A 22,941-nucleotide genomic window follows, 5' to 3' on the forward strand; every position below is an offset into this window, starting at 1 on the left:
ACATCCCCCTTACTTCACAACGATTGTGATGGTTGCGACTGGGTTTAACCAACGATGGCTGCTGCTGTCTAGGTCACTGATACCGCCAGTCGGGTCACTATCACCAAGGTTACCCGGATGCACGTGAACTTTGTCGTTAGTTACCGTTGCTTCAACGCCTGTGCCGCCAGTACCAAAGGTAATGAAAGGTGGGTTTGGCATGCTAGACGCAAGTTCATCGTTCGCTTCTGTACCAGCATCGTAACTTCTTAGCGTTGCTCGGTATGTACCTGCTTCCGTTGGAATCTTCCAACTATCTAGACCGACAAAACCGTCATTGGTTGGCAGCAACATCGCGCTCAGAGAAAGATATCCGTGGTCGCCACTGTCTAAGGTGAAGGTGGTTGCAACACCCGGATTCAAAATACCACCAGCAGGGTTCTCTACCACCGCACCACCAGCGTTACCAATCACACTAGCAAGCCCAGAGATATCACCGCCTTCTGCCATTGCTTCTAGTTCTGGCGTTGCTGCTTGACCCGTTCTGAACATTTGAAGATCAGAACCATGTGCGGCAACAATAAGAGGCGTAAAGTAGATGCCTTTGGTTGCGTTTGTCACGGTGATTTCCAATTCCGCCGCATTCACTGATGCAGAGCCTAGTGCCATAGCGACTGAAGTCATGACGAGTCCGAGTTGGGTACGTTTTTTCATTGTGATTCCATCCTTTAATGAGGGTTGAACTACCCAAGCCCATGTGTACGGCTTTACTTCTTTGTTCGTGACTTGAGTAGGTTAAGCATTACGTTTCGAACGTTTTGCGTTCTTGCCTCTAAGAATGACGAGCAAATCTATCAGCAACTTCATCGAATTCTCATAAAATTCTCACAAGTTCTGTTCGAATTCTGTCAGCAGCACTTTTTTAATCTTAATCAGGTGTTTACACTTCGCGCTTTCCCCTCCTACAATGCGGTATTCCCTGTTTAAATCACGATTCTCACCATGATTCATAACGTTCTGTCTGCCTACTATGGCGAAATCTACGGCATCGCTTTTTTCAACCACTACTTGAGCCATTACGCCCAAAGTGAACAACAAACGCTGTGGCAAATCTTGATTGAAGTGGAAGAACTCACTGCAGAAAAGCTCAGACCTGTACTTCTGACAAATGGCATGGATATCGAAAGTCGACACCAAGAGATGCTGGATAAAGGCTTGGCAGATGCAACCAAGTGGATTGGTTTACCATGGCAAGAGTTAATGGCGACTCTTTTGAAGTGGGTGGAACCTTATGAGGTTAAGTATCGAGAGTGGCATGAAGAAGTGAAAGATTCACAGCAGTATTCAACCGCTGAGCAAGAAGCTATCGAATTGATTGCAGACCACGAAACGGCCATTTATCACTGTTGGCAGCAATACCATACTGGTGAATCTGGCTTGCCTGCACTCAATGCATTTTTGGCAAAATATCGTTAAAGCGAGACGGTGACACTTGAACCTCGTGAAACCGTACCAGACAATATCGTTATTCCGCTGCGCAGAACTGAACAATTATGGTTAATCCAAAACTCATTGCCCTACTTCCTGATCTTGCTTCGTTTATCTTGGTGGTAAACGAAGGCAGTTTTACCGCTGCTGCTAAACAACTCGGCGTAACGCCATCGGCTTTAAGTAAGTTGATCACACGGTTGGAACAAGCCCTCTCGGTCAAACTGTTTGAGCGCACGACTCGTAAGTTGATCATCACTCAAGCTGGGCAAAAGGTTTACGACCAAAGCATCGCAATGGTGAATGCAGCGCAGCAAGCCGTTGAGCTATCTGCGGAAGATCATGCTGAGCCAACAGGCGCACTCACAGTAGCAGCCCCTGAAGCATTTCTTAATTCGGTGCTTCAACCGTTTGTGTTGCCATTCCTAGAACGTTATCCAAATATTCAGCTTAAGCTGCGTGCAGCAGATGGTGAGATCGATCTGTTCCGCCAAGGTATTGATGTCGCCTTTAAGCTCACCGACAAACCCGATGAGAATCTGGTACTCAAAGAGATCAGCAAGACCAACCTTGTTTTGTGCGCCTCTCCAGATTACCTAGCCAAACATGGTATGCCTGAGCATCCCACTGAACTTGAGCAGCACGACTGTATTTACCTTGCCGAGAACGACAAAGACAACATCTGGTCGTTCTTTAAAGAGGAAGCCTTTCATTCGATTGCAGTAAGTGGACGCTACGCCGTCAACCATTCTCAAATGCGCTTGAATGGGGTTAAGTCTGGCTTGGGAATTGGAATCTTCCATGACTTCGTGATCAAAGACGCGTTAGAGCAAGGTGAAGTGGTGGAGGTTCTGCCGGATTGGATGATCAAGAGTAACTACCACGGCGCTATCGCGATGCAGTATGCACAAACTAAATACATGCCTGCTCGTCTGCGCGTGTTTATCGACTTCGTTAAGGAGCATTTAGTCTCCGACGATACTAACCATGCTTGAAGAGGCTAACCATGTTTAATGCCATTCATCACGTCGCGATCATTTGCAGCGATTACCCAAGGTCAAAACGCTTTTACACTGAAGTGTTGGGATTGAAAGTCATTGCTGAGAACTATCGCGAAGCCAGAGACTCATACAAGCTTGACCTCGCTTTACCTGACGGCAGCCAAGTTGAACTGTTTAGCTTTCCGGGGGCACCCAATAGACCGAGCTTTCCTGAAGCACAAGGGCTAAGGCATCTCGCTTTTTTGGTTGATGATGTTGAACAGGTGAAAACCTACCTAGAATCGAATGACGTTGAAGTTGAGCCAATTCGTATTGACGAATTCACAGGCAAAGCCTTTACCTTCTTCCAAGACCCAGATGGCTTGCCGCTGGAGATTTACCAGAAATAAAAAGAGCCAGCACGTCGCTGGCTCTTTTACTATTTCATTCTTTGTCTGTTACTAATTCAACGCCGTTTTCAGCTTCTCAACGCGGTTGAACAACAGCCAATCCAGAGTGAGAACCGTAACAATCGCCAAACCGCCCATCGGGAACGCCAGACACAATACTACCAACGTTACTAAGCCAAGCTTCCAAATGCCGTCTTGCTGAAACTTAGGTGGCGCACCCAATGCAGCACTGCGACTTGGTCTACGAATCCACCACATCACCACACCTGTGATTGAGATTAAGATGAACGCCAAACAGAACACCACGTTGAGCACTTTGTTAAACACACTGACATCGCCTTGATGCAATGACACACCTGCCGCCATGAACTTGGCAAACAAACTGTAATCTTGCCACGTGACGTCCACCAACAAGCGACCGGAATATTGGTCAAAGTGGCTGGTGCGATCTTGTCTTGGGTCGGAGATATCGCCACCCATGGAGTTAGCTGCAACGGTGTAAACGCCCGTCTCAGAGCGTGGCAAAAACAGCTTATAGCCAGTGAAGCCCATCATTTCAGCCTTGAGGATGATATCATCAATAGAGAGCGCATCATGGTTGCCTGCGTATGCCATATCTTCCTTCATATTGGCATGATCATGAGCGGGTTTGTCTTTCGATTCAGGCACAGCAGCAAGCTCTAAGTTCCATGGCATCTCTTCTGATGCACCATGATTCAGGTCTTTGTGTGTCAGTGTCGACTCTGGTTTCTCACCCCATGTGTAATAGGTTGGGAAGGTATTCCAAGCTTGCACCATTTTCGCGCCCCATATCCCAGCCCAAGACAGACCTGAAATCAAAAAGAACAACAGAACAATTGATAGCACACCGCCTAAATTCGCATGCAGATCTCGCATCAAAATACGAGTTCCACTGCCAAAACGAATTTTCAAAAAGCCAGCACGGCTTGCGTTGTCTCTTGGTAACCACAGGTACAAACCAGACACCAACAGTAAAATGCCTAAACTGGCGGCGATTTCAATTAAACGGTCGCCTAAGTCTCCGATGAGCAACGTACCGTGAATGCTGTTCATCAGTTCATAGATGCTATCACCACGATTAATGGTGCCTTGTACGTCTCCTGTATAAGGATTTACTGCAACAATCAGTGAGCTGCCTTCTTGGTTTTGAATCGAGAAGCGGTTGGCAATATCGGCCGTTTTAGCAGGTACAAATTGAGTGACATTAAAATCGGGGTAGGCCTGCTTTACGGTTTCTAATTGTACAGAGACGGGAACCATTTGCTCTTGTGGTGAAACTTGTAATGTCGCTTCGTATCGAGCCAATTCGATTTCGTCATCAAACAACATCACCAACCCCGTGAGGGAAAGCATGAGCATAAATGGAATGACGAACAAACCTGCGTAAAAGTGCCATCGCCACGTCATAAAGTAGATGGATTTTAAGCGTGAGGCTTCCTTGAGTTGAGGCTTTGCCGAGTTTCTCAACATGTGTATTTTCCTTTTTTCATTGTTGAACACCCAAATTCAGTCAAACGCATCCTGCACATACACATTCGTATGCGGCGCTAATTGACTTAGATTTGGGAGTACCACTGCTCGAAGTGGCAGTGTTGTTGGCTATATACCCAAGTGACTTCAAGATGCTGGATTCAGAGCGTTGTCATTGATTCGAGTGCAAAGAAAACAACGCTGTGTAATAGACAACTCTTTCCAAGTTGTTTGAAGCAGCAATCGGAGCAATGACACGCTCCCGAAGGGCGAGTTGTCTTGGCTTGTATACTTTGTTGTCGATATCTTGATTTAGACCCACTAGACCTTTAAATCGCCGCCGCGTCTACAAACCAAGTCATTCTCGCTAAACCAAGCATCTCGAGGTTACTTGGGTATCGTGTAATTGTTTTTGTTATGAGAAAAGGGAAACTGGCGGCGCTCTAGGAACTGGTGTTTCAAATCGCACACTTAGAGCCAAATAAGCGTAGCTGTCAGAAGTCACCAAGCTCTGTCTTGAAAGTATCGGTGTCGTTGGAAGTGTATCGTGATGAAAAGTCGAGAAGTGGCTAAACGGACAAGGCTTGCCTTTGTGGCTGACCGAATTGTCGCCCTCTTCTATTTGGACCAACTCAAATCCGTTAAGCGTACATAGCGTCGCCCACACGCCCATGCTGTTACCATGAGCATTGATAACAGGCATCAGTGTCACTAGCACCCAACTGAGAGCACTAGCAAATAACATCGAGCGGTAAAAAGGAATTAATCTACGCATAACGGTGACTTAACAAATTTCACACAGCGTAACCAATTTTGAGTGATAGCTCAAAAAACAGTATCAATAAGTGGTTGCTACCTCACAGGTTTTCTTGAATGCATCGATTGACAGGCGCAAAAAAGCCCGCCGAAATGGCAGGCTGATAATGTGTTCATTCATTACTTAGAGATAACGCGTAACCCACTGCCACGAGCAAATGCTCCGCTCAGTAGATAATTAGCCGAACAACTTGCTCCAAATGCTTGGATTGCGCTTGTCGTGGTACTCTTCACGAAGACTATCGATTTCACGCAGTTGAGCTTTTGCTTCTTGTAGCTTGCCCGCATCAAGATCCGCTTCAATCTTATCTAGCGTTACCGTCAGCTTGTTAAAGCCTTCTAAGTAAGTATCAAACTTCTCTGGTGGGTAATTACCACGCTTAGATTGTTCAACAATCGCTTGCAAGCTATCAATCGCAGATTTCATGGTTTCAACATCAGACGCTTCCGCCGCCTGTTTGAATTCCATCTTCATCTGTTTCATGTTTTGTTTTAAATCAACCGCTTCTGCCATTGCGTATGTTGAGCCAAACGCAATCGCACACCCTAGGACTAAAGGACGTAACATTTTTCACTTCTCCATTTATAGTGCCGAATTCTGTGTCGGCTTTATTCACCCAAATAACCTACGCCATAAGAGGCGAAAAACTAGCTTAGTTGAGTATTTCCGGGTCGCAGTGTAAAGCAATCTGGCGTCGGGTGCATACCTTAAATGTAATCAAGTTTATGCGTTGAGAATGCTGTCATATTCTGCAATTGGTTTACGGCCTCTCAAAGCTAAGAAAGACAAAAACTGCTGAGCGGTGTGAGTAATCACTTTCTTGCTATCAATACCCACTTTGTCCATTAACTCTCCAACCAAATCCAGATTACCAACATCGTGACAGAAATGCGCGTCACTGCCCGTGGTGAAGAAAACACCGAGATCTTTCCCGATTTGTGCAATCTCGTGGCAACGGTCTACGCTGCCTACTCGGCTGTTGCCTTTCAGCGTGGTGTTATTAATTTCAATCGCGACATTGTGCTCTTTCGCGCACGCTAAAACGGTCTGAAAATCAAAGTCGAAATTTGGATTACCAAGATGACCGAGCGCATCAATACGACCACTCTGAATGACATTAACAAGTGCTTCCGTGTGAGTTTGCTTGTTTGCAGGACGAAAAACGGGTTCATGAAAACTCGCGATCACCCAATCTAAGTTGCGGTCTATACTCAGCGGAATATCAATGTCGCCTTCGGTATTCATAATGTTAGATTCAACGCCGCGAATAATCGCAACGCCTTCAAGAAAGCGAGGCAGAATTTTCTGGTTAGAGAAGAACCAGTAATGAGGCGCACCCGGCATTGATTCTGCGTGATCGGTCGTGCAGAACATATCCAGCCCGTTCTCTTTTGCCAACTTTGCATTTTCAATCAAGGTACTGTACGCGTGACCACTGGCGTACGTATGTGTATGGGTATCAACTTTAAATTCCATCATCCACTCTCTAAGGTGCGCTATCTTGCGTGCTATTGTATACCTTCAGGCAACGCATCGTCAGCCCAAGATAAGCAAGAACCCTAAGCTTGCTCTTCACTAATGGCTTTTATCAAGGGTAAGGCTTTTTCCCATCCGTGATTAAACATGGAAACAAAGTCATTGTGAGTATGAATGGTAACATTGAGTAGTAAACGATCGTTGTTGGTATCGATCTGGTAGATCTCTCGCGATCCGATCCACCTAGATGCTAGGTCAGCATCGAGTTGTTGACGATTATCCGGATTAAAAATGGCAACATGATGAAATTCAAGTTTTTGAAGCGGTAGCACCGTATCTATGATCGCCCTTGTCCCGCCCATATCTGGATCAAAAAAAGTGATGCCACCTCCTTCTTCCCAAGCTCCTTCAAATTGAGACTGCGGTGAAAATGCTTGTGCCCAACGTTTATACAACTCAACATCGGTTAGCACTTCCCACACTCGTTGCGGTGTCGCCGAAATTTCGACGTAATAATTTAGCGTAAGCATGATTTCTCTCCCTGAACCTTTCTTGACGCTAGCCCATACTCAGGAAAAATCAAACCACACGACCAATTTATCTACCTGCCCCCTTCATTTTCCGACAGACTAAGAAGTTCTCGCTTGTAAACCGCCACTGCGATGCGCCGTAAAGCGAACCCAACATGTGTTCAGTATGATTGCGAGCACTATTAAACTCATCCCAACAATTTGACTTTGACTCATTCGGTCTTCAAAAAACAGGCTCTGCCAAACCGCAGTGAACAATAAGTTAGTAAAAATGAGTGGCGCAAGTTGAGAGCCACTGCTTGCCAGTTTATATGCTTTGGAGCGAAAAACTTGGGTGTTAATGATCATCAGAGACATCATACCGATCCACAGCGTATTTGAAGAAATCTCAGGCGCCATAACACTCATATTAAGTAACGCGTCGAAGTCATTAAACAAAGTTAGCGGCAACAGAAATACGGCAGCAAAACCAAACGCCCAAAAGTTGATTTCTAGCGGCGACATATTTGTTTTACTCACTTTATATAACGTAAGCTGAGAACCAGAATTGAAGAGTCCACCAGCCAAGCCGAGCAATAAATCCGCTCGCCAAGTAATCTCACTTCCACCGCCCGCCAACATAACCACACCAGTGAACGCCATTGCTAAAGCCGCCAATGTTGAAACACGAATGCGCCCCCTCATGAACAGCTTTTCAACCAAGGGAATAAATAATGGGCCAGTAGCAAACAACACAACCCCTTCAACGAGCGTTAACGTTTGTAATGACGCGATAAAGCAAAGTTGTGACAAACCGATACAAAGAGCACGCAATAAAATAGGCTTTAGCGTACCCGCTTTAGGAAAGGTAAGGTTTTTCACACGAAGTAAGATAAGCAAGATAAGCGCAGGCACCAAAAAACGTAAGAAGCTAAATAGTGTGACGGAAAGTTCGCCTGACAACTGCTTTGCTAACAGTCCAGTAACAGATAAGCTTAACGTAGACATCAACATGAAAAGGATAGATTTATTTACAGCATTCATTCAATACTCCTTAATATATGGAGCATTTTAAAAGACATCACTTATCGTAAATAGCGAGTAATATTAACCATTGATGTAAGAAAAACTTACAGTTTAACTTATCTATCACCAGCTACGGTTTTTAAATTATGCGGAAACTAGTCCCCTTAAAGTCCATCTACGCATTTGTTGCAGTAGCTGAGTCTGGCAGCATGACAGAAGCAGCACAGATATTAAGTGTGAGCCACTCAGCCGTAAGTCAGGCAATTAAATCGCTGGAGAGTCAAGTCAACAAGCCTCTATTTGATCGCATAGGCAGACAAGTTCAACTCAACGCGGACGGTAAAAAGTATTACAGGAAGGTGGCACCCGCTTTAGAGCAAATTGTCGATGCAACGGAAGCACTCATCCAAGATCAGAACTTGCAGCGTGTTACGCTCAATATGGTGAATTCATTGGCTCTTCACTGGTGGATTCCTCGAATGTCAGATTTACAAGGGTTTGCTCCTCAATTAGACGTTCGTTTATCAAACCTGTCTGGCAGATTCAATTTAGAACAAGAAGGTATCGACGCGGCCTTGGTGCATGGAAATCCCGAAGAATGGCAGGATTACTACTGCGAAAAGCTCAGTGAAGATGAACTGGTTTTGGTGTGCAGTCCTGAATTGATAGCGAAGACAAAGGACTCAAACATCACTCAACTCTTAAAGCAATATCCCATCATTGAAGTTACTAACGAGCGAAGAAAAAATGACTGGAACGTGTGGCAGGACGCGACGGGTATCCAGCGACCTAAAAATAAAAAACCAATCACTTTTAACATGTCGATACAAGCCGTCCAGGCCACAACTCGTCGTTTGGGGTTATTGGTCACTCATCGCTTGTTTGTGAAGGATGACATCAAATATGGTCAGCTAATCGAGCTGGGTGAACCCGTCATTAATCCTCATCAACAGCTTTACTTTGTATGCCCGCCACACAAGCTAAAGCTTGAATCGTTTCATCTGTTGCGATCTTGGCTACAACAATCATTCAACTATTAGAAACTTTTGTTAAGCACATTCACTGAAAAACTAGTATAAAGTTAGAGGAGCACTTTTCATCCAAGGATGGTTTATGAAGCAGTATCAAATATGGCTAAGCGCACTCTGTTTTGCAGTATCTTTGAGTGCGACCGCAGAAGCAGAAAATGATAACCGCCTTTCAGAACAAGGGATCTCCACGGCAATTATTGGAGGGCAGCAGGCGACCCAAAACCAACTTCCTTTTTTTGCACGTCTTATTCTACATAAAACTGGCGCTAATCAGTTTGCCAATATTTGTGGGGGAACCATTGTAAACGACCGTTTCATTTTAACTGCGGCTCACTGCGTAGAACCAAGCGTTTTCACTGACGGGTGGACAATCAACGATCTACGAGTGCTAGTCAAAAACCCTACGATGAATGACGTGTTTGTTGAAGAATTCAAAGATGTTCGCTCTATCACGATTCATCCTGATTATGTGCCTAGCGATTTATGGATTAATGACATCGCTGTCCTTGAATTGACTCGCCCTATTACCGATAACGTTCAATCCATCACTTTACCGCAAGACTTTGGAGACTACAGCAGCAAGACGGTTTATCAGATATTCGGTTTAGGTCAGACCTCGACTAGTGATGAAAACGGGCCAAACTATTTACGCTGGGCAGAAGTAAAACCCCTTACCGACACCCAATGCGCTTCGCTGGTAACAGGGTTTAATGCTCAGGAAAGTTTATGTGCGAATGGATTTCCTGAGCGAAGCTACACTGGTATCTGCCGCGGTGACTCAGGCGGTCCTCTCACTTATCAAGACAATAATGGCATGTATCAGCAAATCGGTATTGTTAGCTATGGTTCTTCTGTTTGTGAATCTGCTGCGATTCCGAGTGTGTTTACTGAGGTTCTAAATTATACAACGTGGATTGAAGCCCAAACCAGTTCGGGAGTGAAAACTCGTTATAACGCCCTCTTAGCAAGTACAGAAGATTATCATAGTGAAGGCGATTCCGGCTTTGAACCAGAAGATACTAACACGTCGGGCTTTGACGATAACGGCAGCGGCGGCGGCGGTGCTCTCGGATCAGGGTTGATCATGCTTGGAGGCTGGTTTGGTTGGCTAAGACACCGCAGAAATGATTCGCGCTCCTAGTTGCGTCAACAAGACATCATAATATCTTGCGCTTAACGCGAGAGTTAATGATGTCTTCAATCATCTTTTGCTCTTTTTTCGCTTTTTCATAGTTCTGCTTAGTACGCCAACGCTCAAGCACTTTTTCTAACCCTTGAACGCGTGCGTGCTTGTGTTCTAGTGTTTTCTGTACAGATGCACATTCCGCTTGCATAACGGCTTGCTCTTGCTCGTGGTGACGAAGCATTCTTTGTAGCATTTGGTCAACACGATTAAAGTTCATCAAAGCCGCGCTCGTCAGCGTCGGGCCGGTTCGGGTTGATTGTCCAGCGTGGCCTTTCAACGCCGATAACTGTTCCAATTGCATTGAAAGATAGGAGTGACGCTGACGCATGGCATCAAGTTGTTGACCCACACGATCACGCTGTTTTTCTTCCATTTGCTGTAACTTGCCTACGGCTTTTAACTTGGATTTCATTTCAGCCTTGTCACTCCCATTTGATTAAGCACTTTGAAAAAGCTGCGCGAGCTCGGTCAAACTGGTTGGGTAATCTACAGACTCATTGGCAGCTTGTTGTAGATATGCACGCAAGTTTGGATACATAGCAACAGATTGATCTAACTCAGGATCTTGTCCTGGTTGATAACCCCCTAATGGCAGTAACTCTTTAACCTGAAGGTAGTTGGAGTACATTTGACGGAAGTTATTCGCAATCGTGCTGTGTGCGTCCTGCGTACAAGTATTCATACAACGGCTAATAGACGCGTTGATATCTATAGCAGGATAATGCCCTTGCTCAGCCAGTTGACGCGATAAAACGACATGCCCATCTAAGATGGCGCGCGCGGAATCCACGACAGGATCTTGTTGGTCGTCTCCTTCTGCCAATACGGTGTAAATTGCCGTTAAGCTACCATGTTGATTTTCACTGTTACCCGCTCGCTCTAGGAGTTGAGGTAACACGCTGAAGACTGAGGGCGGATAACCACGAGAAGCTGGAGGCTCTCCGAGCGAAAGAGCGATTTCGCGCTGTGCCATGGCGTATCGGGTTAGAGAGTCCATCAGAAGTAGAACGTCTTTGCCTTGGTCTCGGAAATACTCTGAAACGCGATGACAAAGTAGTGTCGCTCTTAACCTCATTAGCGGGGATTCATCAGCAGGAGCCGCGATAATGATCGCTTTCTTGCGCGCTTCTGGGGTTAAGTTTCTCTCGATGAACTCACGCACTTCTCTGCCTCGCTCACCGATAAGCCCGACCACAATTACATCGGCCTCCGTGTTTTTGGTGATCATCCCCATTAACACACTTTTACCGACGCCACTGCCAGCCATCAAACCAATACGTTGGCCTTTGCCTACCGTCAATAGTCCATTAATCGCTCGCACGCCTACGTTGAGTGGTGTATCAACTGGGCGTCGCTTCAGTGGGTTAATCGGTTTTGGTTCAAGTGAAACTCGATCTCCCCCCTTAAGCGGTGCCCCGTCATCTAACGGCTCACCTAAACCATTCAGTACGCGTCCTAACCACTGAGAGCTTAGCTGCACGGTACTGTCACCATCAAGAGGGATGACTTTTGCACCTGCAAACAGACCGCCTAAACGGCGGATAGGCATGAGGTAAGCAATAGTGTGTTCAAAGCCCACAACTTGCGCTTCGATCATATCGCCTTCCGCGGTTTCTACGAGACAACGCTGCTCAAGCTTAAACCGACACCCTACGGCTTGTAACATTAAGCCGTTTACTTTTATCAATCGCCCTGTTACGCGAGCAACAGGGATTGAATCGAGCGAAGCCAAGGCTTCGCTCAAACGCTCACTTAATAGTTCATGGCTTAGGGTATTACTCATGTTCAGACTCTACCTGTGGAATACTGACTTCATCCAAAAGGTGTTGCTTTACATTGTCCATACAGGCTTCCAAGCGAGAGTCGCAGCTCGCATCCGCTTCTGCGTCATCAGTCACTAACTGACAGCCACCAATAGGAAGCTCCGTATTAGGGACCAGTTTCCAAGATTGCGGCAAATCAGCATTGATGTGAGTAATGCGCTCTAAATCTTGCGGATTTAAATGCACAGTTACTGTTTCCGCTTTACCAGGCATGGCAGACAATGTCTCGTCCACCAAAGCTAGGATCTGCTGAGGCATTAGAGTGAGCTCGGCACGAATCACTTGCTGAGCAACCTTTTGTACCAGTTCACAAATCATATGGCGTTGTTGCTGTTCTTTTTCATCTTGCCAACGAGAAAGGGCGTGAAAAAGTTCATTGACAGGCTTCGCCGCCTCCAAAAAGCCTTGCTTTCCAGACTGCTCACCGGAAACAAAGCCTTTTTGGAAACCTTCTTTTTGGCCTTCCAACAGACCTTGTTGCTTGCCCTGTTCGATACCTTGGCGTAAGCCTTCCTCATGTCCTTGTTGCAAACCTTGTTGAAAACCTTCTTCAAGTTGCTGTTGGATATCTATTTGAGGTTCTTGCCAGCCTTGGTTATCTAGCCCGAATTCGTCTTCGATAGTCTTAGGTTGCGCTAAAGGAGGAAAACGGTGTAAACGATACCCGCTCGGAGGCAATCGCATAGTACTTGATTTTGTCTCTAGCATGACCTTACTCCACCGTTGGCTCTTCATAGAGAAGCAGCTGAACTTCACCAGATTCATCCAGCTCACGTACCATTTGCATGATGTCTTGACGTGCTTTTTGAACTCGACTTAACGCAACAGCGCCGCGTGCGTCCATGTCATCTTCTAGCGCTTTCACCATACGTTGCGGCATTGAACGCTTAATAGCTTGTTGTAAGGTAATATCGGAACCTTTTAGCGCGACTGCCCACAACTCTAGCGGAATCTGCTGCACCAACATGTCCATAGTTTCTTCGCGTTGTCGGCCAAGAACCATAAAGTCGAACATGTTTTCTTCAATTGCATTAACAACATCTTCATCATGCAACTTCAGCATTTCCATCAATGAACCACGGTCACCTTCAAAGCGGTTAATGATATCTGCTGCTTGCTTAACACCTGATAACGGCGTGCTTTGACTTGCGGATACTTTTTCGATGCAACGCTCAACGAGTTCATGCAAATCAACGGCAACTTGATGATCGATATCTTGCAATTGAGCAATACGGAACAATATTTCGTCATGGTAATCTTGTGGCAAGTGCTTCAATACCGCTGAAGAGCTGTCCGCTGGCAAATACGCTAGAAAAATTGCTTGCATTTGTGGGTGCTCGTTCACAATGAAACGAGCGAGAGTTTCTGCTTCCACCCACTGTAAGCGCTGCATATTGTTGCGAATTTCATCGCCATATAAGGTATTTAATAACCCTTTTGCCAAATCGTTACCCAACGCTTTGCGCAATGTATTAGATAGGTATTCCTTAGAGGCTCCTCGAATACCGCTGTGCTCACGGAAATCTTCAAAGAAAGTTTGAATAACACCACGAGCAGAATCGCTCTTAATGCCATTTAACTTCGCCATTGCACGAGTCACACGCTGGGTTTCATCACGGCTAAAGTGTTGCAAAACCTTCGCTGCGGCATCCTCGCCCATGCCTAATAGCACGAGCGCGGTTTGTTCAACATAACTAAGCGTCTGCTTTGATAGAACTGTGTTCATTGATGTTTACCCATTGTTTCAGTATTTCGGCTACGCGCTCTGGCTCTTCATTAGCAATAAGCTGTAGGTGTTTCAATTGAATTTCTAATGGCGAGCCTGCTGGCGGTAGCATGTCGCTGTTTACATCTAAACCTGAAGAGGCTGAGATGCCTTTTTCAGATAGGCGGCGATCAAGTACTTCTTCATGCTCGCGTTCTTCACGCGTTTGCAAGTTTTCGTAGTCAGGTTCTTCCTGAGGCTCAGCAAAATTTAGCTCAGGCACAGGTTTATCAACGCCAGTTAGGTGCATGATTAATGGACGCAGTACGAAGAAGATCATCGCCAAGCCTAACAAGCCACCAATAACGTAGCGTATTGGCTGCTGTACTGTAGGGTCTTGCCACCACGGCAGTGCAGGAGGAGCATCAATTTCAATTGGGGTGAAGTTGAAACTCATTAAACTTAAGCTGTCACCACGTGTGGCAGAGATACCAACAGCATCCATGATCATGTTTGAGATTTGCTCTTTATCGGCTTCACTCCACGCCACACCATCTGGCGAAGCTTTGGAGTTCAACAGAACCGATACACTAAGCTTTTCTATTTGGCCTTGTTGGTATTGAGTACGACGAACACTGCTCCCTACAGCATATTGACGATTCACTTCAGATCGCGCATTCGTGTTTTGGCTGTCGTTCGTTTCCACTTCACCAGATCCTGTCACTGGCGGTTGGTTACTTAGAGAACCAGGAACACCCAACGCAATTTGATCAACCGAGTTGTTATGAATGGTGTGCTCATTACGCACAACCGGCGCGTTATCCAAAATTTCTTGTGTTTCTTCAACTTGGCTAAAATCCAGATCGGCAGCGACTTGTACTCGGAAGTTACTCGGCCCCACAATCGGCGTAAGCATATCTGCTGCGCGTTGGATGATCTGTTTTTCAACACTCTTCTGGTATTCAAGATATTTCGCGTTTACTTTACCGGCTTCCGCAGAAGCGACATCCGCACTAAGAAGACGGCCATACTGGTCAATGACAGAAACAAATTCTGGCTTCATTGCCGTGACACTGCCGACCACTAGGTTAATGATCGCTTCAACTTGTTCAGGCTTTAAGTCTTCACCAGGTTTGAGCTCAAGCATGACAGATGCTGATGGATTCTCACTGTTTTGGCGGACGAATAGAGTTTGACGAGGTATGGCTAAATGAACACGCGCGTTCGCTACTGAGTTCAAAGACATGATAGTACGTACTAACTCACCTTCTAAACCATGACGATAACGCGCCGTTTCCATAAATTGGCTCGTACCAAGAGAGCTATCTTCCTTGAGCGAATCCAAACCTGTCGGCAGCTTAGCTTTAACACCTTTTGATGCAAGCAACATGCGTACCTTCGCAACCTCACCTTCTGGTACAAGAACTTGTCCATTTTGCTCTTGCATGCGGTAGCTTACGCCTTCGCTTTCTAATACCGACACAATTTCGCCGATATCAAAACGCTCTTGCTGGCTATAGAGCGGACGAAAGCTCTGCGAGGAACTCCATAGTGCAACCACAATAATCGCTGCAACAATCGCAGCTAACACCGCAGATAGCACTAAGTTTCTCTGACTGCTAGACCAGATTTGCTTCAGCTTCGTTGTCACATCGTCCATGCCGTTGGCAGTAGAAAATGTCTGTGCTGTGCCGGTAGCCATAGCTGTGTTTCCGGCGACTTGGGGGGTTAGTTCTGACATGAATTACACCGGCATCTTCATAATATCTTCAAATGAGGTCACGACTTTGTTGCGCACTTGCATCAAAGCATTAAAGGACAAGCTGGCTTTTTGGCTCGCGACCATTGCACCAACTAGGTCATCACTTTTTCCTGTTTCTACGGCCGTCATTTTTTGACTAGCCACTGATTGATGTTGATTCACTGTATCCAACACATTTGTCATCGCTTGTGAGAACGATAAAGGTGCGTTTAGTGATTGTTGATCTAAAGGATTTGCACTCACGATAAACTCTGGCGGCTGCACTTGTGCCTGCATCGCCTGCATTTTTGACAACATAAGTTGCTCTGCCGAGACCGCATGAGTAGGTTGACTTGCCATCTATTTTTTCTCCTATTAGGCAGCCGAGCCTAGTGCCGACTGTAAATCAATACCATGTTCTCGCATTGCTGCGAGCTTGTAGCGTAGCGCTCGAGTAGAGACTCCAAGCGCGTTTGCGGTTTTCGTTCGGTTTCCACCAAACTGACGTAACTTTTCCAAAATAAACTGATATTCAGCTTGCTTCTTCGCTTCTACATGACCAAAACTTGAAGTTGGCTCTGCTGTAGGAACTGACGCGACAAGCTCAATAGGCAGCATCAGGTCATGGGCTGTAATGTAATCACCATGACGCATGACCAAAGCGCGTTGAATGACATTTTCCAACTCACGAATATTGCCCGGCCAGTGATACTGACTCAGCGCACTAATCGCATCTTGGGATAGGTGACAGCGACTGCTATCTTGATACTTTTCAATAAAGAATTGGCTAATCGGTAGAATGTCCTCTTTTCTTTCACGCAAAGGCGGCCAGTGCAGAGGCAGCACATCTAATCGATAATAAAGATCTTCACGGAACGTGCCTTTTTGAACTTCCTCACGTAAGTCTTTGTTGGTTGCCGCAATAACACGAATATCGAGCTGAACGGCTTTATGACTACCAACACGTTCTACTTCACGCTCTTGAAGGACGCGTAACAATTTCGCTTGAACCGCAGGTGACATTTCACCAATCTCGTCAAGCAGAATCGTCCCGCCATTTGCTTCTTCAAACTTACCGCTTTGAGAATTTGTCGCTCCGGTGAACGCGCCTTTTACATGACCGAATAGCACAGCCTCTAACATTGACTCTGGAATGGCGGCACAGTTAACCGCCACAAATGGACCATTGATACGCGGAGAGTGCTCATGCACATATCGCGCCAGCACTTCTTTACCCGTTCCCGATTCACCTGTAATAAGCACACTCGCGTTAGTACATGCTGCACGATGCGCCAATTGCAGAACTTGTTTGCTTCTCCAAGACTCCGCAACAATGTTGGCCATTGGCTTACCTAACGCTTCAACACGTTTAAGCAGATTAACCAACTGATTAGATTCAAATGGGCGTAATAGATAATCAGTAGCGCCCGCTTTCATCGTCTCAGCAGCCAAGATGCCTTGTTCTTGGTCGACAATCGCAATAACAACACCCGAATTTCGCTGCTTTTGGTGACACGCGACAAACTCACGAACACACATATCCGGCAGCGTAGAGCTCACTAAAGTGATTTCTGCTCGCTCTTCAAGCAAAGCGCCTCGACCAGTACGAGTGTGTTTCGCGGTGTAACCTGCATTTTGCAACACATCCAATACTGGTTGAGCAAGAGCTTCATTTGGCTCAACCAACAAAATTTTCGTTTTCGTCATCATTGAACCTTAACTTTCGTTTGTTGATTTTGTGATTGTAGATCTGGGTAGTGTTTCGTAGCCGTATACTCGTTGTCTCTCACTAAACGCAGGGTGACACGTCGGTTTTTTGCTTGGCCATTAACCGAGTTATTGCTGGCAATTGGGTAACGCGAACCATGAGCTCGTGTTTCGATCATCGACTCGTCGACCCCAAGCTCAATCAAAGCGTTGGTGACTTGCTCTGCTCGAGTACGTGACACAGAAAGGTTCGTTAAACTTGAACCAACGTTATCGGTGTGACCGTCGATGAGGATTTTGGTCACTCGATCATCCACAGATACATAGCTATACAGCGCTTCTAGTGTTGCTTTCTGTCCACGACTTAACGTCTTCTGACCAAACTCAAATGAGAGCGCCATATCCCTTGCCTCTGAAAAAGACAATTTAGGCAATCGCGCGCGACACGCATTAAATGATTTCAATGCGTTTTGAATTTGAAGAGTAGGAATCACAATCTCTGAAACAGAGGAAGCATTACTTCCTTTAAGTGACAGCGTCACCCAACTACCCGAAGCAATTGAATCCATGAATTCTTCAGCACCTTTATTAAAGATGAAACGCTGAGACGGCTTAGTAAATTCAAGGGAGCCAAATTCTTTTCTATAAAGCTCATTACTCCAAGGAGCATTTTGAGTTGTTAAAGCAATCGTTTTCCATTTATTGTTTTCATATTCTATATCGGAAATAAAATAGAATTTATTATTAGGTTCCGCTAGGAAATAAAACTTCCCATGGTCATTATTTGATTGCAACAAGTTGCATTTGAATTTATTTCCCTCATATGTCCATTTAGAGAGGTCCATAGGGATTGTTAAGACTTCTTCTGAATATGACACTTTTGAAAAAATAAAACTGATAACAATAATTGTGTTACAAATTATCAAACGGACATGATTCATGTATATCTTACATTCCCATGACTTAAACCGTTTAATTAAATATGCCACCAAGCCGAGAGAACTGGCATAGCTAATCATTTTAATTACCTATTCTGAATATTAAAATTGGTTACAAAACGCTCAAGAGAGCACGCTTAGCCTCCAATGGAAGCTTTAAGCATAAAAAACAGTATCTTATAATTTATTTATTTGAAGTTGTTGTTACGCCATAAAGGCAATTTAAAAAATCTATAACAACTAAAACGCTCAACATTGTTATTTTATTTATTAAGCGATTTATAAAGAAAACTAACTCTTTTTAAATTTCATTAAAAGATTATGACTATATGAACAAAGCAACATGTGAACTAAAGTCACAATCTTAGAGTTTGGAGCTAAAAGATCATTAAAATTTCTGTGTAGACTACACGCGATTAAGTTAAAACACTTTCGATTGTTAACGCACGGTAAAATATAAATGGAAAATAGAGTTAGCGAGCCTATTTCTGATAGTCAACTACTTGATGTAGAATTATTAGGCAAACCTATTCATATCATTCGTGAGAAGCTCGATAATTTAATTTCAGAATCTTGCTCAAACCTTACGACTGAATTACAAAATTGGCTCAGCACAGGAAAAGTGGAAGCTAGCTTAACCTCAGTAGACTTGCACCGCTTTACATCGGTTGAGATGGACAAAGAGCAAACGTCGACCTATCAACATCAGGAAGGCGGCATGGTATTCATCCATGGTAACCCCCACACGCTAATAAAGTTGGCTGATAGATTTTATGGTGCAAGTGCAGAGCGTTCAGCCGCTACTCTGACGGCCAGTGACTTACGTTTACAAGAGCGCATCAGTCGAATCATCATCGGTTGGCTTGCTCCTGGTGAAATGTGGGACACGGGTGAGTATGAGACCCCTAGAGGTATTGGCATTAACGTTCAATTAAACATTGCGTTTGACGATCATCAAGGCTCAATTCATCTCAAGCTAGATGGTCATCTTATTCAAACGCTAATCGAGCAGCTTGAACTGCAGCCTGATACCGATTTGTTTCAACCTTTCTGTCGTTCTTTAGAGACGACCCCCGTTCGACTGAACGTTGTTCTAAGTAAAAAGAAGATGCCTTTAAGTGATGTGGTTGGCTTACAACCCAACGATATTTTACCTATTGAGCTTCTTAACACGGTTCCAGTAAGCATTGGCAACCAATCTCTATTTACAGGTCGTATTGCTGAGCAAGACGGCCAACTTGTTTTGATCTTTAACCCTGATAAGGAACCGCAGCGATGAGCGAAGCGCTAGAAACTAATGCATTCGACGCAGAAGAACTGAACTTTGATGATTTTCAATTAGAAGACTTTGAAGCCGAAGATACGCTCCAACAAGAACCAGCCACTGCGGAACGTGACCTTAGCTTTTTCAAAAGCATTCCTGTCACAGTCACGCTGGAAGTTGCGAGTAAGGAGATCCCACTTGGGGACTTAATGAAAGCGGGTGAAGGCACGGTTATCGAGTTGGAAAAGCTCAATGGCGAGCCTTTAGACGTGAAAGTAAACGGTTCTCTTATGGGCCACGCTGAAGTTGTCGTTGTCAATGATAAGTATGGACTTCGTCTGATCGATGTACATGACTCTGCATTGAGTGGCGTTGGTCAATAATCTTAGGTAGGCATCACAATGAAAAATCTGAGCGCTTGGCACCGTTGGTTACCTCTTTTGGTATTGGTGTCACTTTTGTTTGCTTTCCCAACAATGGCGGCTGACAACGGCTTAACTATCTTGTCCGTTTCTGATGGCGACACACAACAAGAATACAGCGTTAAACTGCAAATTCTGTTGTTGATGACGGCGCTCAGTTTTCTTCCAGCATTTATTTTGATGGCGACGAGCTTTACTCGAATTGTCGTTGTCCTTGCGATTTTGCGCCAAGCTCTTGGTCTTCAACAAAGCCCACCTAACAGAGTGTTGGTCGGGATCGCTCTCGCATTGACGTTGCTGATTATGCGCCCTGTCTGGAGCGATATTTATGAAAATGCGTTTCAGCCATACGACAACGGCGAAATCACGCTAATACAGGCTTTTTCTGTTGCAGAGAAACCAGTGAGAGAGTTCATGTTGGCACAGACGCACCAAAGCTCTCTTGAACAAATGTTACGTATTGCCAATGAGCCTCTCGACCAAAACGTTGAGGATATTTCATTTGCCGTTGTCTTGCCTGCATTTGTCATTAGTGAACTGAAAACCGCCTTCCAAATTGGTTTTATGCTTTTCATCCCGTTTTTGGTCATCGACTTGGTTGTCGCCAGTGTCCTGATGGCAATGGGTATGATGATGCTATCACCTTTGATTGTCTCACTTCCCTTTAAGTTGGTGGTATTTGTACTCGTGGATGGTTGGGCAATGACAGTTGGCACCTTATCTGCCAGCTTCGGTTAACTAGGAGCAGCTATGACCCCAGAACTAACCGTAACGTTATTTTCCGATGCAGTATGGCTGATCATTTTGATGGTTGCCGTATTGGTTGTTCCAGGCTTAATTGTCGGTTTGTGTATCGCCGTATTTCAGGCTGCCACACAAATCAACGAGCAAACACTCAGCTTTTTGCCACGTTTGCTCGTTACCTTATTAATGGTGATTTTTGCAGGTCACTGGATGCTACGTAAGATCATGGAACTGTTTGATTTCTTGTTCCACAACATACCAGGGATGATTGGCTAATGGCCATCACATTTGCAGAGCTCTCGGCGATACTCGGTCAACTCTGGTGGCCGTTTTTTCGTGTGGGAGCCGTATTTATTTCAATGCCTTTCTTTGGTGATGCGATTATTCCTGTTTGGGTTCGTACTTTACTGGCCCTCTCGATCGTTGTCATTACTGGACCGTTAATGCCACCCATGCCACAAGTCGAGTTATTCTCTATGACTTCCCTGTTCCTTGCTTTTGAGCAAGCTATTTGGGGAGTAATGTTTGGGTTAATTTTGCACATGCTCTTTAACGTTTTCACCATGCTTGGCCAGGTGATTTCTCTGCAAATGGGCTTAGGTATGGCGATGATGAATGATCCTATTAACGGGCTTTCTGTCGCCATTTTGGGACGCATATTTCTGATTTTCTCAACCTTATTGTTTCTCGCGCTAGAAGGACACTTACTCGTCATAGATATCGTGATTCAAAGCTTTGTTGTTTGGCCAGTCGGATCTGGTATCACATCGCTTTCTCTGCAAGGTGTTGTCAATATTTTCGGTTGGATGTTTGCCTCTTCACTCGCTTTGGCTTTGCCCGCTATTGTTTCCATGCTTCTAGCCAACATCAGTTTTGGTGTAATGAACCGAGCCGCACCATCACTTAATGTCTATGCGTTAGGTTTTCCTATGACGATGCTGCTGGGTCTATTCAGCGTATTAATCTCAGTTTCTGGTGTTCCTGGTCGCTACACGGCGCTCGTTCACGACACCATTAGACACTTGAGTAACTTTATGTTGGGGGGAGCATGAGCGATCAATCTTCTCAAGACAAAACTGAAAAAGCCTCACCGCAGAAGGTAAAGAAAGCCCGCCAGGAAGGACAAATTCCTCGCGCGAAAGAGTTTACTACTGCGGTTATATTTCTAGCGGTGGCGCTCTACTTTTACTCTCAGCTTAATAGTATTTGGGAAAGCATGTCGGGGATCTTTCGCTACAACATGATGTTGACGCGAGCCGACCTAGAAAATCCTAAACAACTTGTCGAGCAATTGGGACAAAGTTTAGCGGTCATCATCGACATGCTATTACCATTGTTTACCGTCATTATTATCGTGACCTGTGGTAGTAGCCTTGTGCTAGGCGGCTGGATGTTCCGTCCAGCGAACGTGATGCCAAAGCTGAGCAAAATTAATCCTTTGAGCGGGATAAAGCGCATTTTTTCGACACGTTCGGTGGTTGAGCTCTTAAAGTCGACGTTCAAAGTAGCCGTCATCTTCGGCATCTTATATGGCTACTTAGACAACCACTTACAGCCATTACTTGGCATGCAAAATCTCCCGCTCAGCCAAGGTTTTTCTCTAGTAATGTCAATTCTGTTTGAAGGCTTACTCTTAATGGGCTTTGCATTGTTGTTATTTGGGGTTATCGACATTCCTTATCAGCGTTGGGAACACCTAAAAGAACTCCGCATGACGAAACAAGAATTGAAAGAGGAATTTAAAAATAATGAAGGTCGTCCGGAAGTAAAGCAACGTATTCGTCAAATACAGCAACAGTTTGCGCGCCGTAAGATCGATAAAATGGTGCCGACGGCTGACGTGATCATCACAAACCCAACGCACTACGCAGTCGCACTGAAATACGAGCCTTCGCTTTCTGACGCGCCCTTTGTCGTCGCAAAAGGCGTAGACGAAACTGCTATGCACATTCAACGTATCGCCCGAGAAAACAAAGTGGAAATCATTAACTCCCCGCCACTTACCCGTTCGATTTATCACACGACGGCGATTGAACAAGCAATCCCAAGCCAACTGTACATCGCAGTGGCACATATTCTTACTTACGTTTTGCAATTGAAAGCCTTTCGTAAAGGTGAGGGAAAAGAGCCAATTCCTTTACCTCATTTTTCGATTCCAAAACATTTGCAGCACTGATTAACCCGCGTTTATCCAAGGACACGAA

26 protein-coding genes are annotated in these 22,941 nt (G+C 45.1%); 11 read left to right on the forward strand and 15 right to left on the reverse strand.

The window, feature by feature from the left end; genetic code table 11:
* Positions 1-9: 9 nt before the first annotated feature.
* A complete protein-coding gene (locus R7D93_RS02365) occupies positions 10-693 on the reverse strand; it encodes a spondin domain-containing protein (RefSeq protein WP_005384002.1) in 684 nt (227 codons plus the stop codon).
* A gap of 288 nt (positions 694-981) precedes the next feature.
* Here R7D93_RS02365 and R7D93_RS02370 point away from each other — a divergent pair, with 288 nt between their 5' ends.
* From R7D93_RS02370 to R7D93_RS02380, 3 genes are all read left to right on the forward strand, one after another.
* Entirely contained in the window at positions 982-1,455 is a 474-nt protein-coding gene (locus R7D93_RS02370) for a hypothetical protein (protein ID WP_005384003.1), read from the forward strand.
* Between the two features lie 77 nt (positions 1,456-1,532).
* A complete protein-coding gene (locus R7D93_RS02375) occupies positions 1,533-2,462 on the forward strand; it encodes a LysR family transcriptional regulator (protein WP_005384005.1) in 930 nt (309 codons plus the stop codon).
* Between the two features lie 11 nt (positions 2,463-2,473).
* Positions 2,474-2,857, forward strand: a complete 384-nt coding sequence (locus tag R7D93_RS02380) for a VOC family protein (protein WP_005384006.1) — start codon at positions 2,474-2,476, stop codon at positions 2,855-2,857.
* A 51-nt stretch (positions 2,858-2,908) separates the two neighbouring features.
* Here R7D93_RS02380 and R7D93_RS02385 read toward each other — a convergent pair whose 3' ends face one another.
* From R7D93_RS02385 to R7D93_RS02410, 6 genes are all read right to left on the reverse strand, one after another.
* Positions 2,909-4,348, reverse strand: coding sequence for a PepSY-associated TM helix domain-containing protein (locus R7D93_RS02385; protein WP_225495671.1), 1,440 nt, complete (start codon positions 4,346-4,348; stop codon positions 2,909-2,911).
* A gap of 415 nt (positions 4,349-4,763) precedes the next feature.
* Positions 4,764-5,123, reverse strand: a complete 360-nt coding sequence (locus R7D93_RS02390) for a hypothetical protein (protein ID WP_080276971.1) — start codon at positions 5,121-5,123, stop codon at positions 4,764-4,766.
* Between the two features lie 219 nt (positions 5,124-5,342).
* A complete protein-coding gene (locus R7D93_RS02395; protein ID WP_021035869.1) occupies positions 5,343-5,732 on the reverse strand; it encodes a cytochrome b562 in 390 nt (129 codons plus the stop codon).
* Positions 5,733-5,888: 156 nt separating this feature from the next.
* On the reverse strand, positions 5,889-6,641 hold the full coding sequence (locus R7D93_RS02400; RefSeq protein ID WP_225495836.1) for a phosphatase: 753 nt from the start codon (positions 6,639-6,641) through the stop codon (positions 5,889-5,891).
* 83 nt (positions 6,642-6,724) lie between these two features.
* On the reverse strand, positions 6,725-7,171 hold the full coding sequence (locus tag R7D93_RS02405) for an SRPBCC family protein (RefSeq protein ID WP_005375065.1): 447 nt from the start codon (positions 7,169-7,171) through the stop codon (positions 6,725-6,727).
* A gap of 99 nt (positions 7,172-7,270) precedes the next feature.
* Positions 7,271-8,194: a DMT family transporter gene (locus R7D93_RS02410; protein WP_053307934.1), complete on the reverse strand. Its 924-nt coding sequence runs from the start codon at positions 8,192-8,194 to the stop codon at positions 7,271-7,273.
* A 128-nt stretch (positions 8,195-8,322) separates the two neighbouring features.
* Here R7D93_RS02410 and R7D93_RS02415 point away from each other — a divergent pair, with 128 nt between their 5' ends.
* Positions 8,323-9,216: a LysR substrate-binding domain-containing protein gene (locus R7D93_RS02415; RefSeq protein ID WP_053307935.1), complete on the forward strand. Its 894-nt coding sequence runs from the start codon at positions 8,323-8,325 to the stop codon at positions 9,214-9,216.
* A gap of 73 nt (positions 9,217-9,289) precedes the next feature.
* The gene (locus R7D93_RS02420) at positions 9,290-10,348 is read left to right on the forward strand and encodes a S1 family peptidase (RefSeq protein ID WP_213867888.1); all 1,059 of its coding nucleotides are present in this window, start codon (positions 9,290-9,292) and stop codon (positions 10,346-10,348) included.
* 16 nt (positions 10,349-10,364) lie between these two features.
* Here R7D93_RS02420 and fliJ read toward each other — a convergent pair whose 3' ends face one another.
* Genes fliJ through R7D93_RS02460 form a run of 8 tightly spaced genes read right to left on the reverse strand, consistent with a single transcriptional unit; the run spans position 10,365 to position 18,388 of the window.
* Complete coding sequence (fliJ, locus tag R7D93_RS02425; RefSeq protein ID WP_033906698.1) at positions 10,365-10,805, reverse strand: flagellar export protein FliJ; 441 nt, start codon at positions 10,803-10,805, stop codon at positions 10,365-10,367.
* 24 nt (positions 10,806-10,829) lie between these two features.
* Positions 10,830-12,176, reverse strand: coding sequence for a flagellar protein export ATPase FliI (gene fliI, locus R7D93_RS02430; protein ID WP_005375057.1), 1,347 nt, complete (start codon positions 12,174-12,176; stop codon positions 10,830-10,832).
* Complete coding sequence (gene fliH / locus R7D93_RS02435; protein WP_005375050.1) at positions 12,169-12,924, reverse strand: flagellar assembly protein FliH; 756 nt, start codon at positions 12,922-12,924, stop codon at positions 12,169-12,171. The genes fliI and fliH overlap by 8 nt, the downstream gene beginning before the upstream one ends.
* Positions 12,925-12,928: 4 nt before the next feature.
* Complete coding sequence (locus tag R7D93_RS02440) at positions 12,929-13,942, reverse strand: flagellar motor switch protein FliG (protein WP_005375048.1); 1,014 nt, start codon at positions 13,940-13,942, stop codon at positions 12,929-12,931.
* A complete protein-coding gene (gene fliF / locus R7D93_RS02445) occupies positions 13,911-15,662 on the reverse strand; it encodes a flagellar basal-body MS-ring/collar protein FliF (protein ID WP_005384024.1) in 1,752 nt (583 codons plus the stop codon). Before fliF ends, R7D93_RS02440 begins: the two co-directional genes overlap by 32 nt.
* Positions 15,663-15,665: 3 nt before the next feature.
* A complete protein-coding gene (gene fliE / locus R7D93_RS02450; RefSeq protein WP_005375045.1) occupies positions 15,666-16,022 on the reverse strand; it encodes a flagellar hook-basal body complex protein FliE in 357 nt (118 codons plus the stop codon).
* Positions 16,023-16,037: 15 nt separating this feature from the next.
* Positions 16,038-17,369: a sigma-54 interaction domain-containing protein gene (locus tag R7D93_RS02455; protein ID WP_031778880.1), complete on the reverse strand. Its 1,332-nt coding sequence runs from the start codon at positions 17,367-17,369 to the stop codon at positions 16,038-16,040.
* Entirely contained in the window at positions 17,369-18,388 is a 1,020-nt protein-coding gene (locus R7D93_RS02460; protein WP_213867889.1) for an OmpA family protein, read from the reverse strand. The genes R7D93_RS02455 and R7D93_RS02460 overlap by 1 nt, the downstream gene beginning before the upstream one ends.
* A gap of 379 nt (positions 18,389-18,767) precedes the next feature.
* Between R7D93_RS02460 and R7D93_RS02465 the strand changes: the two genes are divergently transcribed.
* The 6 genes from R7D93_RS02465 to flhB are packed head-to-tail and all read left to right on the forward strand — an operon-like array spanning position 18,768 to position 22,913.
* Positions 18,768-19,586, forward strand: coding sequence for a FliM/FliN family flagellar motor switch protein (locus R7D93_RS02465; RefSeq protein WP_005375039.1), 819 nt, complete (start codon positions 18,768-18,770; stop codon positions 19,584-19,586).
* Entirely contained in the window at positions 19,583-19,954 is a 372-nt protein-coding gene (gene fliN, locus R7D93_RS02470) for a flagellar motor switch protein FliN (protein WP_005375038.1), read from the forward strand. The genes R7D93_RS02465 and fliN overlap by 4 nt, the downstream gene beginning before the upstream one ends.
* A gap of 18 nt (positions 19,955-19,972) precedes the next feature.
* Positions 19,973-20,731 carry a flagellar type III secretion system pore protein FliP gene (gene fliP / locus R7D93_RS02475; protein WP_005375037.1) on the forward strand — a complete coding sequence of 253 codons (759 nt, stop codon included), beginning with the start codon at positions 19,973-19,975 and terminating at the stop codon, positions 20,729-20,731.
* A gap of 12 nt (positions 20,732-20,743) precedes the next feature.
* A complete protein-coding gene (gene fliQ, locus R7D93_RS02480; protein ID WP_005375036.1) occupies positions 20,744-21,013 on the forward strand; it encodes a flagellar biosynthesis protein FliQ in 270 nt (89 codons plus the stop codon).
* The gene (gene fliR / locus R7D93_RS02485; RefSeq protein ID WP_005375027.1) at positions 21,013-21,789 is read left to right on the forward strand and encodes a flagellar biosynthetic protein FliR; all 777 of its coding nucleotides are present in this window, start codon (positions 21,013-21,015) and stop codon (positions 21,787-21,789) included. Before fliQ ends, fliR begins: the two co-directional genes overlap by 1 nt.
* The gene (gene flhB / locus R7D93_RS02490) at positions 21,786-22,913 is read left to right on the forward strand and encodes a flagellar biosynthesis protein FlhB (protein WP_005375025.1); all 1,128 of its coding nucleotides are present in this window, start codon (positions 21,786-21,788) and stop codon (positions 22,911-22,913) included. The genes fliR and flhB overlap by 4 nt, the downstream gene beginning before the upstream one ends.
* The last annotated feature ends 28 nt before the right edge of the window (positions 22,914-22,941 follow it).

Source organism: Vibrio sp. YT-15, assembly GCF_033337445.1.
Classification (GTDB): domain Bacteria; phylum Pseudomonadota; class Gammaproteobacteria; order Enterobacterales; family Vibrionaceae; genus Vibrio; species Vibrio alginolyticus.

Coding starts and splice junctions, on each gene's coding strand:
- R7D93_RS02365 (WP_005384002.1), bottom strand. CDS start 693: ATGAAAAAACGTACCCAACTCGGACTCGTCATGACTTCAGTCGCTATG.
- R7D93_RS02370 (WP_005384003.1), top strand. CDS start 982: ATGATTCATAACGTTCTGTCTGCCTACTATGGCGAAATCTACGGCATC.
- R7D93_RS02375 (WP_005384005.1), top strand. CDS start 1,533: ATGGTTAATCCAAAACTCATTGCCCTACTTCCTGATCTTGCTTCGTTT.
- R7D93_RS02380 (WP_005384006.1), top strand. CDS start 2,474: ATGTTTAATGCCATTCATCACGTCGCGATCATTTGCAGCGATTACCCA.
- R7D93_RS02385 (WP_225495671.1), bottom strand. CDS start 4,348: ATGTTGAGAAACTCGGCAAAGCCTCAACTCAAGGAAGCCTCACGCTTA.
- R7D93_RS02390 (WP_080276971.1), bottom strand. CDS start 5,123: ATGCGTAGATTAATTCCTTTTTACCGCTCGATGTTATTTGCTAGTGCT.
- R7D93_RS02395 (WP_021035869.1), bottom strand. CDS start 5,732: ATGTTACGTCCTTTAGTCCTAGGGTGTGCGATTGCGTTTGGCTCAACA.
- R7D93_RS02400 (WP_225495836.1), bottom strand. CDS start 6,641: ATGGAATTTAAAGTTGATACCCATACACATACGTACGCCAGTGGTCAC.
- R7D93_RS02405 (WP_005375065.1), bottom strand. CDS start 7,171: ATGCTTACGCTAAATTATTACGTCGAAATTTCGGCGACACCGCAACGA.
- R7D93_RS02410 (WP_053307934.1), bottom strand. CDS start 8,194: ATGAATGCTGTAAATAAATCTATCCTTTTCATGTTGATGTCTACGTTA.
- R7D93_RS02415 (WP_053307935.1), top strand. CDS start 8,323: ATGCGGAAACTAGTCCCCTTAAAGTCCATCTACGCATTTGTTGCAGTA.
- R7D93_RS02420 (WP_213867888.1), top strand. CDS start 9,290: ATGAAGCAGTATCAAATATGGCTAAGCGCACTCTGTTTTGCAGTATCT.
- fliJ (WP_033906698.1), bottom strand. CDS start 10,805: ATGAAATCCAAGTTAAAAGCCGTAGGCAAGTTACAGCAAATGGAAGAA.
- fliI (WP_005375057.1), bottom strand. CDS start 12,176: ATGAGTAATACCCTAAGCCATGAACTATTAAGTGAGCGTTTGAGCGAA.
- fliH (WP_005375050.1), bottom strand. CDS start 12,924: ATGCTAGAGACAAAATCAAGTACTATGCGATTGCCTCCGAGCGGGTAT.
- R7D93_RS02440 (WP_005375048.1), bottom strand. CDS start 13,942: ATGAACACAGTTCTATCAAAGCAGACGCTTAGTTATGTTGAACAAACC.
- fliF (WP_005384024.1), bottom strand. CDS start 15,662: ATGTCAGAACTAACCCCCCAAGTCGCCGGAAACACAGCTATGGCTACC.
- fliE (WP_005375045.1), bottom strand. CDS start 16,022: ATGGCAAGTCAACCTACTCATGCGGTCTCGGCAGAGCAACTTATGTTG.
- R7D93_RS02455 (WP_031778880.1), bottom strand. CDS start 17,369: ATGACGAAAACGAAAATTTTGTTGGTTGAGCCAAATGAAGCTCTTGCT.
- R7D93_RS02460 (WP_213867889.1), bottom strand. CDS start 18,388: ATGATTAGCTATGCCAGTTCTCTCGGCTTGGTGGCATATTTAATTAAA.
- R7D93_RS02465 (WP_005375039.1), top strand. CDS start 18,768: ATGGAAAATAGAGTTAGCGAGCCTATTTCTGATAGTCAACTACTTGAT.
- fliN (WP_005375038.1), top strand. CDS start 19,583: ATGAGCGAAGCGCTAGAAACTAATGCATTCGACGCAGAAGAACTGAAC.
- fliP (WP_005375037.1), top strand. CDS start 19,973: ATGAAAAATCTGAGCGCTTGGCACCGTTGGTTACCTCTTTTGGTATTG.
- fliQ (WP_005375036.1), top strand. CDS start 20,744: ATGACCCCAGAACTAACCGTAACGTTATTTTCCGATGCAGTATGGCTG.
- fliR (WP_005375027.1), top strand. CDS start 21,013: ATGGCCATCACATTTGCAGAGCTCTCGGCGATACTCGGTCAACTCTGG.
- flhB (WP_005375025.1), top strand. CDS start 21,786: ATGAGCGATCAATCTTCTCAAGACAAAACTGAAAAAGCCTCACCGCAG.